Here is a 14,521-nt window from a genome sequence, read left to right as displayed (position 1 = left end):
AAGATCGCGCGGTGGACCGCGCTCCTACGGCGCACGATCTGATTCTTGTAGGAGCCCAGTCCCCTGGGCGAGCCTTTTAATTCCACAAAGTGGAGATTGCTGAGGAGTAATCGAACCCGGTACGCCCTTGAACCTGTGGACAAGTCAGCAGCTGGAAACGCAGGTCAGCCAGCCGTGGGTATCCTCGGCACGCCCCCACTGGATGTCGTTCAACGCCTTGCGCAGCTTGTTGGTGGTCGCACCGGCCTTGCCGTCACCCACCTGATACTCCTTGCCCTTGTGCAGCAGGGTGCCCACAGAGGTCAGTACCGCCGCGGTGCCGGAGAGGGCCGCCTCGCAACCGGGCTTCTGGCTGCGCTCCAGCAGTTCGCTGACGCTCAGGTCGCGCTCTTCCACGTTCATGCCCAGGTCCCGGGCGATGGTGAGGATGGAGTCACGGGTGATGCCGTGCAGGAAGCTGTCGTCCAGCGCCTTGGTGATCAGGGTGTTGCCGTCGATCAGCAGGAAGTTGGCGGCGCCGGTCTCCTGTACATCACCATCTGGGCAGAAGAGGATCTGGTCTACCTTCAGATCGCGCTTGGCGTTGAGGGTCGGGCGCAGGGCACTGGCGTAGTTACCGCCGCTCTTGATACGGCCCATATGCGGCGCGCAGCGCATGCCGTCCTCTTCCAGCAGCAGTCGCAGGGCGACATCAGAGCCGCCGGCAAAGTAGTCGCCCACCGGTGACAGCAGCACGTACTGCATGGAGGTGAGAGAGGGGCCCGCGGCCTTGCCCACGGCAGGTTCGGTGCCGATATGGGTAGGGCGGATATAGAGAGAGCCCGGTACTTCAGGCACCTCACCGGCAAAGCTCTTCACCGCCATAACGATCATGTCGCGGGTCTGGGCGGTGTCGATGGCAGGCAGGGCCAGCAGTTCGCTGCTCTGGGCAAAGCGGGCGATATTGGCGTCCATACGGAAGATCTTGACGCTGCCATCGGCGTGACGGAAGGCTTTCAGGCCCTCGAAACAGGTGCTGGCGTAGTGCAGGACATGGGCGCCGGGGTGCAGGCTGATGCTGTCACTGGGCACCATGGCGGCTTCGCTCCACTTTTCTCCGTCAAATACGGTCAGGGCCATTTCTGGCATGAAAACACTACCGAAGGCGGTCATAGGGCGAAACCTCGAAAACTGGGTGCGGCGGGGGACAGATCAAAATCAGACCGCGAATTGTAATTAGACCCCGGCAAAATTGGAATACTGGGCTCCGTTCATTAGAACGCTTTCAATGGCATTTCCCGGGGCGTCGCCCCGGCATTTCAGGGCGATCAGCCTGGTCCGCCCGGTGTTGACGGGGCGTGGCCGTGTGGTTGGGGGCTGGCGTCGTTCAGCCTGCAATGCCCGCAAACAGCTCTGCATACTGCCGGCTGATGCTGGCTGTGCTGTGGTGCTTGCTGTATTCGACACGAGCGTTGTCGGCGAGACAGGTGGCTTGCCGGGGGTTCTGCAGCAGTTGATTGATGGTGTCCGCCAGTGCGGCATACTCGTCAACGGGCGTCAAAAGGCCGGTGTGGCCGTTCTGGATCAGCTCGGAGGGGCCCTGGGAGTTGGTGGCGATCACCGGGCACCCGTGTAGCCAGGATTCAAGCACGATACCGCCGAGCCCTTCATGGCGTGACGGGCAGATAAACAGGTCGGCGGTTTGCATCAGGCTGGCCACGTCGTTACGCCAGCCGAGGAAGCGAACCCTTTCGCTGATGTGCAGCTCTTGGCTGAGGGTCTCAAGGTTGCTCCTTTCGGGACCGTCTCCGGCCAGCCACAGGGTTGCTTCAGGCACCCTGGCCAGGGCTCGCAACAATGTGTCAAAGGCCTTATTGGTGTGCAGGCGCCCGGCAGCCAGTAGCAGCGGGCGATCAGGCGGGGTGCCGAAACTGTCCCGGGGCAGCGGGGCGGCCGGGGCTTCGTCGGCGAAGTTGGAGATGTGTACCACCCGTTCAGCAGGCATGCCGCCTTTGACCAGATAGTCACAGATACCGAGGGTGTTGCCAATCCAGTAGTCGGCGTGCCGGTAATACTTCAGGTTGTAGAAGTGGCCCAGGCGACAAACCATTCTGTAATTACCCGCAGGCGTAATGTCGCTGGCACGGCTCATGTAGGTGAGTACAACATCCGGGTCCAGTGCTCGCAGGGTCTTGCGATACGAGTGACGATCGAGCAGATCCAGCGGGCTGCCAAAACGGAAGGTTTGTACGGACACGCCGGCGGCCTGCAATTGCGAGATCCGCTGGGGGTTGGCGCGGGTTAAGGCGGTCTGCTGCAGTGCGGGGTTTTGTGCGAGGGCGCACACCAGCCGGGTGTAGAAACTTTCCGCCCCGCCAAAGGGGGCGCCCGCCAGGCTCTGTACAACTCTGATGGTATTAGCCATGGGCCTCCCGTGCGGCGGGGAGGCTGCTGTGCATGACTGGAGGGGCCAGCCGTTCTCTGTTCTGTGTGATATTGGCGTCCATGCGAAATATCTTTGCGTTGTGGTTGGCGTGACAGGAGGCTTGCTGGCCTTCCTTTCAACTGCTGGTTCTGTGCTGGCGTGAACCGGATCTGGACTCAGGCTGTTGCTAACTGCCACCTTTCGCTGCCAGTCCCGATCCGTGGGTACATCTGCTGCCAAGCGGCTGCAGCAAAGCACCGTTGCGCAGGGCCAGGTGTACAGCGCGTTGCAGGGAGGCAACTCACGACCGGACTGGAAAGTGTAATCAGGCCCTGTTGGAATTGGAATAGTGGTCGGCGTCCGGCAGCGTGCTTTCACTGGCGTTTCCTCTGGTCTTCGGTATCATCCGCTCCTGATTTCACAGGCTTTCAGACCGGTTTTCTCCCGCATGAGTAACAGAATACTTGTTGTCGCGCCCGAGAGCCTGGAGCAGCTGCTCTGGTGCCATGGGTTGCTGCGCCAATTGCGGTTGCAGGCTCCCCGAGCCGAGATTGATTTGCTGGCGGCCGGGCGCTTTCAGGCACTGGTTACACTGATGCCTGAGGTGACAAATTTCATTGCCCGGCCGGTGCCAGCAGGGCAATGGCGCCCGGAGGCGCGCTGGCAGCTGGCGCAACACATCCGCCAGCGCGGTTATCAGCAGGCGTTTGTCTGCCCGGATGACCTGCCCTCGGCGCTGGTGCCCTGGCTGGCGGGCATACCGCTGCGCACCGGCTGGCTGGGTCGGATGCGATACTTCCTGTTAAACGATCCGCGCCGCTTTGACAGTCGGCGTATGGCCCTGCACCAGCGCTATACCGCATTAGCGGCAGATGCGGGGACTGTGAGCCCGGCGGGTCTGCTGCCGCAATTGCAATGGTCTGGGGAGCAACGTCAGGCACTGTTGCGGGAATGTGGGTTGCAACCAGAGAAGCTGGTGGCGCTGTGTCCTAGAGCTGACAGCGATGATTGGCCGGAAGAGAGCGTGACCGAGACAGCACTGTTGCTGCTGGAGGCCGGTTGGCAGGTGATCTACCTCGGTTGCGCCGAGGATGCCGAAGTTATTGCCTCCGAGCTGGATGAACCATTGGCCGCGCACTTCTGTGACCTGAGTGGCCGTCACCAGGATAATCGTCACCTGAGCAATACGGATATGCTTTGGACGCAGGCGCTATTGCTCTCTGCCTGCGAGGTGGCCTGCGGCGATGACCCAGACAGTATGTTGCTGGCGGCCAGTGTTGGCATTGCCTGCCTGCCCTGTAGCGACACGACCGCAGAGCAGTTATCGTTCTTTGGGGCGGGTGACAAAGCAACAGCCGCACCGGACGGGCTGACCGGCAGCAGTGACTGTGATGACGGGTGGGTAGATCGCCGGGCATTTCATACCTTGACCCCGTCACAGCTGGCAGATCATGTGCAGCGGGTTTGGGGCTAGGCCGTGGGCAGCAGGGGAGGGCGATGCTGCGGTTACGGCAGGCCTCACCCGGAGGTGCCCGAGACGATATCAAATGCAGACAGGAAGGATCTGAGTGTTGCGCACTGCAATTAGTGATGCCCACAACGTGAGCAAATTGGATAGTTGGGCGCGCTGGTGGTCTTTGTTGGCCGTCTGTGGATTTGTTATCGCGTTCTTTGTCATCCCTGACGAGGGGGCACAGCGGGAGCTGTTTCAGGGCTTGCTGGCCGTACCCTGGCTGATATCCCTGTTTCTGGTGAGCTACCGGCCGATATGGTCAGAACGGTTGATACAGCTGATGTTGGTCACCGTCCTGTACCTGGGTGTGACAGCGCTGTGGTTTGATATCAGTGATTCACGGCACCTGCTGAGAGCACTGCGTGAAGTGTGCTATGTCATCTGCTGGCTGTTACTGGTCGGTTTTGCATGCACCCGCAATCCGGGGCTGGTGCAGAAGCTGTTGCTGCCCTTGTATCTTGTCGCCTCACTGGCTGCCATTGTTTTCATCCTGCAATATGGCCTGCACAACGACTGGAGCATTGATGAGCCCATGGTGCCCGGGTGGAAATTTGGCAACCAGAACCGGTTGGCGAAAACCTACGGTGTGATGCTGTTTCTCGGGGTGGGCGGTCTCTACCTGTTACAGGGTGCCTGGCGCAAAGGTCTTGCGCTGTTCAACATTTATTTGGCGGTTGCTGTGATACTGTTGACCCGCTCAAAAGGCGCCGCTTATGCCGTGGTACTGACGCTGCCTTTCCTGCTGTTGATGGATGAGCATATCAAGAGTGTTTTGAAGCGCCATTGGCGCAGTCTGTCGGTACTGCTGCTGATTGCGGCCGGTTTGGTACTGGCCCTCGGTGTGGTGTCAGACTTTTCCGGCGATGGCTGGTCGAATCGGAATTTTATCTGGCCGGCGGCGCTGCAGGAGTGGCTGCAACACCCCTGGTTTGGTTATGGCTACATGCGTGATGCTGAAATTGTGGGTACCAATGGCGAGATATTCTCCCATGAGCACAACCTGCCCCTGGCCTTGCTGAGGCAATCAGGCCTGGTGGGCTTTGCGCTGTTCCTGGGGCCGCTGCTATGGCTGGTGGTTTTGTGTTTTCGCGGCCCGACAGTCATGCAACGGATGTGGGGGGTGGTGCTGGTGTACTGCCTGTTTGCTTCCTTGTCCGGTGGTAAATTTCCATTGGTGCGTCCGGAGGATTCCTGGTTCTGGACCTGGGTTCCCATTGCCTTTGCGCTCGCCGCCAATATGCAAAAGAAAGATCTGGAGAATCGCTTAGGATGACTTCCGTAGGTGACAAGAGGGTGCGGATCAATATCTGTATCCTCACTTACCGCCGCCCCGACCTGCTGGGTAATTGCCTGCAATCACTCACCGGCTTGCGTGAGATTGACGGTGTCGAATTACTGGTGACGGTGATTGAAAATGATACTGAGCAGCTCTCCAGGGCGCTGGTTGAGCAGTTTGACACCCAGGGTCGGTTCGGAATCCACTACCGTTGCGAGCCGCAGCGGGGCATCCCCGTGGCTCGTAACAATGCGCTGGAATTCTGCCTGGCTGAAGCCTGTGACTATGTGGTCTTTATTGACGATGATGAATGGGTCGATGCTGACTGGCTGTCCGAGCTGTACGGCTACTGCCAGCAGCAGGGTGGCGATATCGTTGTTTCCGGTAAAGTGATCCCGATTTTTCCGGAAAACACTCCTCCTGAGATCAGTGGACTGATCAAGGCGAAGGAGCGGCCTACCGGTACTGACCTTACCGCCTGTGCCACCAATAACGTGATACTTCCCATACGCCTGGCGCGGGAGCTGGGGCTGCGCTTTGATATCTCTGTGCCCCTGGCTGGCGGCACAGACACCAAGTTTTTCTTCGCCGCACATCAGCTTGGTGTGCAGATTAAAAAATGCGATGAGGCGGTTGTTTTCGAACGTATTCCCGAGTCCCGTGCACGCATCAAGTGGATGCAGGGGCGCAAGTACCGGGCTGGTATTACTGAAACCTGGCGGCGACGCCAGCAGGGACAGGGGGTGGTAAAAATACTAACCTCCGCGCTGTTCTCGATTATCAGCAATCTGATAAAAACATTGGTATTTACATGCGTTGGACGCAAACTGAAACGCAACCAGGCGTGGTTGCGTGTGCACAAGGCGCTGGGTGCCTGTGCCGGTCTGAGAGGCAAGGAAGTAGAAAGTTATAAGGTAACCGACTGAGCGTCATGGCTATAAAGAACCTGATTGTCTTCTCCAAAAATCTGCCTCCGGCGCACGTGGGTGGTATTGAAACCAGTGCCCACTACATGATTCGCAACCTGGCCAGGGCGGCAGCCTACAACCTTCTGGTGGTGACTGTGGGCAGGGCTTTCTGGAGGTCCCGGCGGCCGCGCCTGCGTGATTTCGACGGTGAGCAAGTGTCAACGGTTTACCTCAGGAAAAGCGAAATGAAAGATCAGTCCGTGATGGAGCGGGTTTTCCGCAGTGCCGGCTTCAAACCGGAGGAAACCCTTATCTACCACAATACGCTCGATCTGTTCCCCTTTTACGCGAGTTATAAATCGGCGGGATACCGCCAGGTTGCCCGCTCCGGTGGCAACGACATATTTTTTATGGATCGTACCAGCGGTGCGTTTATCGACGCTGTCAATCAGCTCGACTTTCTCATAGTCAACAGCGTCTTTAGTCTGCGCCGTTCCGCGGAGCTGGGTATTGAGGAGAAACGCCTGAGGGTGATCAAGGGCGGTTGTGAAGCGGCGCCTGATCAAACCCCCGCCCTTGAGCTTGCAGACGATCGGCCGGTCATTCTCAATTGTGGCCGGCTGGTGGATTTCAAGGGGCTTGAGGATGCCTTGCATGCGCTGGCTGAGGTGAAGCGCCAGGGCTTGAGTTTTCTTTTTGTGATTGTCGGCGAGGGGGAACTGGAAAAGGATCTCAGAAATCTGGCTGGTGAACTGGGCCTCGCTGATGATGTCTGCTTTTATGGCAAGGTCAGTCCATTGATGGTGCAGGGCTTTTATAAGCACAGCGCGCTGTATCTGTCGACATCAAAAGATGTGATGCGGGAGTCGAAAGGGCGTCGCTACCTTCATACTGAAACCATGGGACGCAGTATCTGTGAGGCTCAGGCCAACGGCGTGCCGCTGGTAGCAACCGATGCCGGCGGTGTCCCGGAGATGCTGCAGGATGGTACAACCGGGTTGCTGGTGCCGCAGGGCGATGTCGGAGCCATTGCCGGGGCTGTTGGACAGCTGCTCGCTGATGAGCCTTTACGCCGGCGGATGGGTGACAAAGCCCGCGAGTTCGCCGAGACCGAGTTTGGCTGGGACAGGGTGGTTTCACAATCCATTGATCTGGTGGCGAGCATAAAGCTGGATGAAAAATAATCCTGTTCCCGTAGCCGGTTCGCAGTCAGCGGAGCCACCCGTCTTCGTGGTAGGAGCTTCCCGCTCCGGTAGCAGCTTGCTGGCGGCCATGTTGAACGCCCACAGTCGTATCGCCTGTGGGCCGGAGTCACAGCTGCTGAATAAACTGAAGCCGGCGGTGCTGAAGAGGATGTTTCGGGACCGTAACTGGCCGGCTCTGGCTGTGGAGCGGGTCAGTAGGGTGGTTCTGGCAGAGCAGCGGGTAATTGATCTTTTTGGTGTCAGCGAACAGGAGTTGTTTGCCGCGCTTAAAGATCGGGAGCCGTCGGTGGCGGCGCTGTTTGATGCGCTGGTCGGTACCTATGCCGCGAAGAAAGGTAAGCCTCGCTGGGCGGAGAAAACACCGCGTCATTTGCTGCACCTGGATACCTTAAGGGCCGCCTACCCGGAGGCAAAAATTATCAGGATAGTGCGGGATTTTCGCGATTCCGCGATTTCCATGAGGCAACTCCCCTGGGCCAGTCGCCAGGAATTGGTCAATTGCTATATTTGTAGCGAGTGGTTCGAAAGGACAGGTGACTTCTTCCTTCAGGACGACAAAAGCCTGACCGTGAAGTATGAAACCCTGGTGCGGGAGCCAGAAAAGGTGCTGACGGAGATTTGCAGTTTTATTGGCGAGTCTTTCGAGAGCGGAATGCTTGATACCAGCTCCTCGGGGATGGATGTCATGTCCCGCAACGAATCCTGGAAACAGCAGGTGACTGGAGAGTTGGATGAAAGTCGCCTTTATCGTTGGAAAGGCCTGTTTACACAGGAGCAAAAGGTGGCTTTCGACCTGTGTGCAGGCGGCTTGTTGGCCGAATTCGGTTATGAGGTCGAGAGCCGGCCGAGGAAAAAAGTTAGCCTGTTGTCAATTGATCGGGCCTTTCTGGAAGAGCTCGGCGGACAGATCGTCAGGGTCGCGAATAAAGGTGTGGCGATTGAGTATTGCCCAAATTCGGCGTTGGCGGGTCCTGCCCTGGTTGATTTGCGTAAAGGCAAGTCCGTGTCCAAATACTTGCGGACATTGAAGGTTGTTTTGAGTCGTGTGATCAGGGGTAAAACAACATTTGGCTATCTGGGCGACGCCCCTGGCGGGAGTGCTGTATGGCTTAGGCTCTGCTTTGGTGTCACCGTGATTAAGAGCCTCGATGATCTGGTGTGACAGGTGATTGTGGGCAGGATAGCTGGATGCGCTGCGTTTTGATTCGTTGGCTCGTCCCGGTGCCGTCATCTTCTGCACCTGATGGATTTTATGCCGGCCCTACTCCGTCGGGACATTGATTAGGGGTTCACGTATGATTACGCTCCTTCCGGGTCAGATGGCCCGCCAACATTAAGCTGGTCTGAGCAGCTGATCGCTAAATTAGGTTGATTGATATGAAAGCTACTGAGTCCGGGAATGCTTTTCGCACTTACCTGCGACTATTGAAGTACCTGCGACCGCTGATCATACCCTTTGTGGTCAGCATTGTGGGCTTCACCATGTTCGCCTCCAGTCAGGCCATGATGGCCAAGATGATGGAGCTGATTATCGAGGCCCTGAACCAGAAAAACAGCGACGCGCGTCTCTACCTGCCGGCGGCAGCGGTTGGCATCTTTATGGTTCGTGGCCTGGGTACCTTTCTCGGTACTTACTACAACGAGTATGTGGGCGCGAAGATTATTCACTCCTTGCGCGAGGATATTTTCGCCAAGCTGCTGGTGCTGCCCGCGGAGTATTACGATCGCACCAGCCATGGGCAGATTATGCACAGGGTCAGCTCCGGGGTTGGACAGGTAAAAGCCGCGGTTACCAATGCGCTGAAAAAGCTGATTCAGGAAGGCCTTTCGGTAATCGTGCTGTTGGGTTATGCCTTTTACCTCAATTGGGAGCTGTCCCTGGTGTTTCTGGTGGCCGCTCCCATTTTGGGATTGCTGGTTTCCCGTACCGGCAAATACTTCCGCAAGTACGCCCGCAGGAATGAAGCGGCCCTGAGTCAGGGGTTGCAGATTCTTAAGGAAACACTCAGCAACTTTATGGTGGTCAGAACCTTTGGTGCGGAAGGCTACGAGTCCAAGCGTTACAACAAGGCTTTGAGTGCGGCCTTCAAGACGCAGATGAAGATCCGCCTGGTGCAGGCTTGTTACTCGCCAATTTCCCAAACCATTATTGCGATGGCCGTGGCGGCAATTGTGGCCCTGTTATTGGATCCGGCCATTCTGGAGAAGTACACCACCGGTGAGTTGGTCGGCTACCTGACGGCAATTGCCCTGATTCCCAAGCCAATGCGTCAGTTGAGTGGTGTGGGTGTGATTATCCAGCGGGGTATTATCGGTGCCGAGCTGGTGTTCGAGGTGCTGGACGCTGACAAGGAGCGCGATACCGGTACCCATGAGAGCGAGCGGGTTAAGGGAGAGATTGAGATCCGCAACCTCACCTTCAGCTATCCGTCACTGGATAAGCCGGTTCTCAATAGCATAAGCCTGAATGTCAAAGCCGGTGAGATGGTGGCTCTGGTGGGGCGTTCCGGGAGTGGCAAGACCACCCTGGCGAGCCTGCTCTACCGCCACTATCAGGTACAGTCCGGGGCCATTTTTGTGGATGGCGTGGATGTAAATGACTACCGCCTCGGCAATCTTCGCCAACAGTTTTCTGTGGTCGGCCAGGGGGTCACCCTGTTTGACGATACGGTATTCAATAATATTGGTTACGGTATGGCGCAGTATGGCGAGGAGGAGATTCGCCAGGCTCTGGCCAGGGCCGAGGCGCTGGATTTTGTGGAGCAGCTGCCGGATGGTATCCACAGTGTGGTGGGGGAGAACGGTTCCAAACTGTCCGGGGGCCAGCGTCAGCGGCTGGCGATAGCCAGGGCCTTCCTGAAAGATGCTCCTATCCTGATTCTCGACGAGGCGACGTCGGCACTGGACAACGAATCGGAAGCGAAGATTACCGCCGCTATTGAAGAGCTGGCGAAGTCGCGCACCACCATTGTGATCGCGCACCGCCTCTCGACCATTCAGCGTGCGGACCGGTTGATCGTGATGGAAGACGGCGTGGTCAAGGAGGAGGGCAGCCATCAGCAGTTGTTGCAGAATGGCGAATACTACAAGCGGCTCTATTCAGCCGAGTATCTGCAGCAGGGCAGCGACTGAGGTCGCTGTCAGTGCCCCTGTACATTTTTGTAGGCGTCTACCTTGACGCCCAGGGATCCCAGTCCACAGCCAATAGTTTTGCAGGCTTTGAACCAATAGCGAATATTCTTTTCCTTCCGCTGCAGCAGCAGGGTGCGGGCGAGGTACTTGGTGAGGCATGAGGTGGCCTTGCCGGATTGCCGCAGAAAGTGTGTGACCTGGTTGGCGTCGGCTCCTTGTGAGGCCTGCTCTCCCATAGTCAGCCCGATGCGGAAGTTGCGGTGGGAGAGCCATCTGACGTTAGCTCTCTCCAGTGGTATGTCCTCGTAGATGACTGCCTCGGCACAGCTTTTGATAGGAACGCCCAATGCATGGGCTGCCCGAAACAGCTTGCTATCGGTGCCTCCTGCCAGGGGTTTGGATTCATCAAACCAGAGCCCATGGCGGGTCAGTACCGTGAGCGGCAGGATCACATTGTTGGTGCGGCAAAAATCCAGCGCGGTGTCAGTGGGTTCGATCTGGCGCTGAAAAAAAGCCTCGTAGTATGTGGGGGCCGATGGCGGCAGCACGGAATAGACGGCGCCGTGCACGACGGTCTCCTCGGGCTGGCTATTGAGGTAGGCCCAGATGTTCACCAGCCAATCAGGGTCAAAGCGCTCATCATCATCGACGAAAGCAATGTGGCTGGCTTGCCTGCTCAGTGCTGCATGGATACTGGTATTGCGGGCGCAGGGAATGCCGAGCTTGGGCTGGTGATGATAATAGGCCGGGTGGGAGGTGGTGCCCGCGCTGGTGACCAACCCTTGCATATGCTGTTGCTGGTCGTTTTCTACCACCTCGAGACTGATACTGAGCCCCGCCGGCAACTTCAGTTGCAGGTAGCTTTCGATAAACCTGGAGAGCATCTGTGGACGTTCCCTGGTGCAGACACAAATGCACAGGTGAGGGACGTGGGCTCTTTCTGTTGCCATCTGGCTTTTTACCTCGGTGTCGCTGGCCGTGGGACATGGCCGGCCTGAACAGGATGTATAACGGGAGTTAATAGCTGTTATTACCTCTGGTCATTATAGGAAGTGGGGGCAATTAACAGAAGGGCTGCGATCCCATTATTTGCCGAAACTGCCACGGCGGCCACAAGCTGGCTGCTCCGGAGCGCCAGTGGCAGCTAGTCGAAGGGGGGACTGGGGGGGTTAGCTATCCTGCGGGGGGCTGGCAGCCTCACTGCGAGCCTCATCCGTCAGCCAGCCGTGATAGCCGTATTTAAGGTTATGAGCCTTTTTGTACAGCAGCTGGTCGATAGCCTTGTGGATCAGGCGCACCTTTCTGGCGGCCTTGCGGCGGGCCAGGGCCTTGATCCAGTAGGCAACAGGGATGGTGTCCGACCAGCCCAGTCCATCAATGACGATCAGCTTTTGAGGCTGACCCTGCTGGCACTGTACAACCACATTGTGCAGCAGCAGGTTGCGGGAGGGCATGCCCAGCTCGCTCCAGCGCTGGGCAAAGCGTTGCAGGCAGGCACTGATGGCCGGGGTCTCCCCCTGTTGCCAGAGGTATTGCTTGAGGGTAATGGAGATCTGGCCGTCGTCATCCCGTATCAGTTCGCTGCTGAGGCCCTCACCCAGATTGGTGTCGACCATGCCGTAGCAGCGCGGCACCAGCTCAAAAGCGGCTTCGCCCACGTGCCTTTCAATCAGCTGATAGGTGCGCAGCTCCTGCAGGTTGTCGTTGAAGTTGTCCAATGGCTTGAGCCGTTTCAGCAGGGATTTCTCCCGCCGCTTCTTCTCCGGGCTGCGATCCGGTCTCAGCACCTTGATGCAGCGTCCCTTGTTGCCCGGATCGACAAAGCAGAGGCGGTTACCGCCTTTGGAGAAGGCGTCACTGCTGTCACCAAGGTGCAGGGTGGGCTGCATGGGGGTGGACTCCATTCGGGTCAGCTGGTGATGCGCTCAAAAAGCTCGGCGTACTGCCTGGCAATGGTGGCCTTGCTGTAGTGCTGGTCGTAATGGGCCTTCGCATTGCTGGCCAGGGTGGACGCCAGTTGTGGATCCTGCAGCAGACTGTTAATGGCTGCCGCCAGTGCCCCGGCATCATCAATGGGGGTGATAAGACCGGTACGTCCGTCCTCGATCAGTTCACCGGGCCCCTGTGAGTTGGCGGCAACAATCGGGCACTCGTGAAACCAGGACTCCACCACAATACTGCCGAGGCCTTCGTGGCGCGAAGGGCAGATAAACATGTCTGCGGTTTGCATCAGGCTGGCGACGTCGTCCCGCCAGCCCAGGAAGCGCACACGCTCCTGCAGGCCCAGCCGGGCGCTTTGCTTCTCCAGCGCTTTTCGCTCCGGGCCGTCACCAGCCAGCCACAGTATGGCGTCGGGAATCTGCGGCAGGGCCTGCAGCAGCACATCAAACGCCTTGTTGGTGTGCAGGCGCCCGGCTGCCAGCAGCAGTGGCCGGTCGGTGGGAGTATTGAAGCTGTCGCGTGGCACCGCCTCCACAGGGCTTTCATCGGCGAAGTTGGGAATCTGCACCACGCGCTCGGCAGGTATGCCACCCTTGATCAGGTGGTTGCAGATACCCTGGGTAATGCCCACCCAGTAATCGGCATGACGGTAGTACTTGAGGTCGTAGTAGTGCCCCAGGCGGCACACCAGCTGGTAATCACCTGACGGTGTAATCTCGCTGGCGCGGTTCATATAGGTGAGTACAACATCCGGTGCCAGCTCCCGCAGGGCGTGGCGGTAGGCGGCGCGATCCAGCGGATCCAGCTTGTTGCCAAAACGGAAGGTTTGGACCGGCACGCCGGCGGCCTCAAGTTGCGGCACCCGGTGGGGATTGGCGCGGGTAAACGCCGTTTGTTCCAGGCGCGGGTTCTCCGCCAGTGCGCACACCAGCCGGGTGTAGAAATTTTCCGCGCCGCCAAAGGGGGCGCCGGCCAGGCTCTGTACGATTTTGATGGTGTCAGCCATGGTTCTCCTGCCAGACATAAGGGTGACTGAAGGGCAGTTGCATACTGGCCTCGACGATGTACTGGGCGTAGAGCTTGTTGTTGATCTCGCGGTGGAAGTACTGGCGGCAGTTGCCGGCCCAGTGGCGGCGCATGTCATCGTCGTGGTGGAAGGCCAGCAGTTTTTCTTTCAGCTCTTCCACGGAATCAAAGTAGACCAGTGTCTCTGCCGGGAACATCGAGGCAAAGTCTGCGCTGCCGTCGGTAAAGGTAAGAACGCCGTTGCCCGCCATCTGCGCCATGCGCGCGGAAGAGTACCAGTGCAGGCCCTCCTGACGATTGAGGTTCAGTCCCATGGCGCTGTCGGCCAGGGCCAGGTCGTAGTCACGGCCCCAGACTCCGGGTACGCCGAAACTGCCGGGAGTGTGGAAGCGAATCCGGTTTGCAAGATTATCGTGGATATCCTGCACGATGCGGCCGCGCTCGGTGTATGCCTCGGATTTGCTGCAGAAGATCAGGTCGTGCTTCAGCTCGGCTGCCGGCCTGGCGCTGGCGTCGTAGAACTCGACGGAGGGGTCAACCGGATTCGGCATGTGCAGCAGGCGGGCGCGGGCGCCGGCATAGCGCTGCAGCTCCCGCTCGCCGGTGGAGACAAACATGGCATCCACAACGTCGCAGCGGTGGCGGATTTTGGCGTCATTCTCTGGCACAAACAGGGGATCATTGTTACAGCCCACAATCACCACGCCGGGGCAGAGGCGGCGAACCTCTTCCAGGGTGTCGTTGCTGATGATGTCGCAGTGGCCGACGATCACCAGTTCCGGCTGGTAGGCTTCCACCGTCTGTAGCAGGCGTTTGTTGGACTTTTTCACGCCCAGGTCGCGGATGCCAAAAGGCGCTTCGAAGGCCGCTACGTCACGGTCACTGAAGGGCTGTACATGGTGGTCGTTTTTGATCAGGCCGTAGAAGAGTTTCTGCGCCCAGTTGACCCGGGTGTAGCCGTACTTGCGGTACTGCTGGTGGGCGACGTGAACGATGCGCATGAGGGAAAACCGGCTGCAAAATAAAGCCGCGATGATAGCCCAGATGCCGCGGCCAAGTACAGCCGGCCCCGGGCTGCAGCCCCGCAATGGTGCGTCGGTCACAGAGGTTGTTGCG

General features: G+C 58.4%; 12 protein-coding genes. 6 read left to right on the top strand and 6 right to left on the bottom strand.

Going from position 1 to position 14,521, the window contains the following annotated elements:
• Positions 1-144 precede the first annotated feature (144 nt).
• Positions 145-1,152, bottom strand: a complete 1,008-nt coding sequence (locus tag GSF27_RS08480) for a branched-chain amino acid aminotransferase (RefSeq protein ID WP_160967885.1) — start codon at positions 1,150-1,152, stop codon at positions 145-147.
• A gap of 214 nt (positions 1,153-1,366) precedes the next feature.
• Complete coding sequence (locus GSF27_RS08475) at positions 1,367-2,404, bottom strand: glycosyltransferase (protein WP_160967883.1); 1,038 nt, start codon at positions 2,402-2,404, stop codon at positions 1,367-1,369.
• Positions 2,405-2,852: 448 nt separating this feature from the next.
• On the opposite strand from GSF27_RS08475, the gene waaF reads away from it, so the two are divergent.
• The 6 genes from waaF (at position 2,853) to msbA (ending at position 10,438) form a co-directional block, all read left to right on the top strand.
• On the top strand, positions 2,853-3,878 hold the full coding sequence (waaF, locus tag GSF27_RS08470) for a lipopolysaccharide heptosyltransferase II (RefSeq protein ID WP_160967881.1): 1,026 nt from the start codon (positions 2,853-2,855) through the stop codon (positions 3,876-3,878).
• A gap of 97 nt (positions 3,879-3,975) precedes the next feature.
• Positions 3,976-5,190, top strand: coding sequence for an O-antigen ligase (locus GSF27_RS08465; RefSeq protein ID WP_160967879.1), 1,215 nt, complete (start codon positions 3,976-3,978; stop codon positions 5,188-5,190).
• A complete protein-coding gene (locus GSF27_RS08460; protein WP_160967877.1) occupies positions 5,187-6,119 on the top strand; it encodes a glycosyltransferase family 2 protein in 933 nt (310 codons plus the stop codon). Before GSF27_RS08465 ends, GSF27_RS08460 begins: the two co-directional genes overlap by 4 nt.
• A 245-nt stretch (positions 6,120-6,364) precedes the next feature.
• On the top strand, positions 6,365-7,285 hold the full coding sequence (locus GSF27_RS08455; RefSeq protein ID WP_237457486.1) for a glycosyltransferase family 4 protein: 921 nt from the start codon (positions 6,365-6,367) through the stop codon (positions 7,283-7,285).
• Complete coding sequence (locus GSF27_RS08450; RefSeq protein WP_160967873.1) at positions 7,275-8,468, top strand: sulfotransferase; 1,194 nt, start codon at positions 7,275-7,277, stop codon at positions 8,466-8,468. The genes GSF27_RS08455 and GSF27_RS08450 overlap by 11 nt, the downstream gene beginning before the upstream one ends.
• A gap of 215 nt (positions 8,469-8,683) precedes the next feature.
• Positions 8,684-10,438 (top strand): lipid A export permease/ATP-binding protein MsbA, encoded by a 1,755-nt coding sequence (gene msbA / locus GSF27_RS08445; RefSeq protein WP_160967871.1) that lies wholly within the window; start codon positions 8,684-8,686, stop codon positions 10,436-10,438.
• Between the two features lie 8 nt (positions 10,439-10,446).
• Here msbA and GSF27_RS08440 read toward each other — a convergent pair whose 3' ends face one another.
• The 4 genes from GSF27_RS08440 to GSF27_RS08425 form a co-directional block, all read right to left on the bottom strand.
• Positions 10,447-11,388, bottom strand: coding sequence for a glycosyltransferase family 2 protein (locus tag GSF27_RS08440; protein WP_255493769.1), 942 nt, complete (start codon positions 11,386-11,388; stop codon positions 10,447-10,449).
• 219 nt (positions 11,389-11,607) lie between these two features.
• Complete coding sequence (locus tag GSF27_RS08435; protein ID WP_160967867.1) at positions 11,608-12,342, bottom strand: YrbL family protein; 735 nt, start codon at positions 12,340-12,342, stop codon at positions 11,608-11,610.
• A gap of 5 nt (positions 12,343-12,347) precedes the next feature.
• Positions 12,348-13,385 (bottom strand): glycosyltransferase, encoded by a 1,038-nt coding sequence (locus GSF27_RS08430; RefSeq protein ID WP_160967865.1) that lies wholly within the window; start codon positions 13,383-13,385, stop codon positions 12,348-12,350.
• On the bottom strand, positions 13,378-14,406 hold the full coding sequence (locus GSF27_RS08425) for a glycosyltransferase (protein ID WP_160967863.1): 1,029 nt from the start codon (positions 14,404-14,406) through the stop codon (positions 13,378-13,380). The genes GSF27_RS08430 and GSF27_RS08425 overlap by 8 nt, the downstream gene beginning before the upstream one ends.
• Positions 14,407-14,521: the final 115 nt, after the last annotated feature.

It is taken from the genome of Pseudomaricurvus sp. HS19, assembly GCF_009857815.1.
In the GTDB taxonomy this organism is placed as follows: Bacteria; Pseudomonadota; Gammaproteobacteria; order Pseudomonadales; family Cellvibrionaceae; genus Pseudomaricurvus.
Note: the sequence above shows the minus strand (reverse complement) of the source record. Positions and strands in the feature narration are given on the sequence as shown.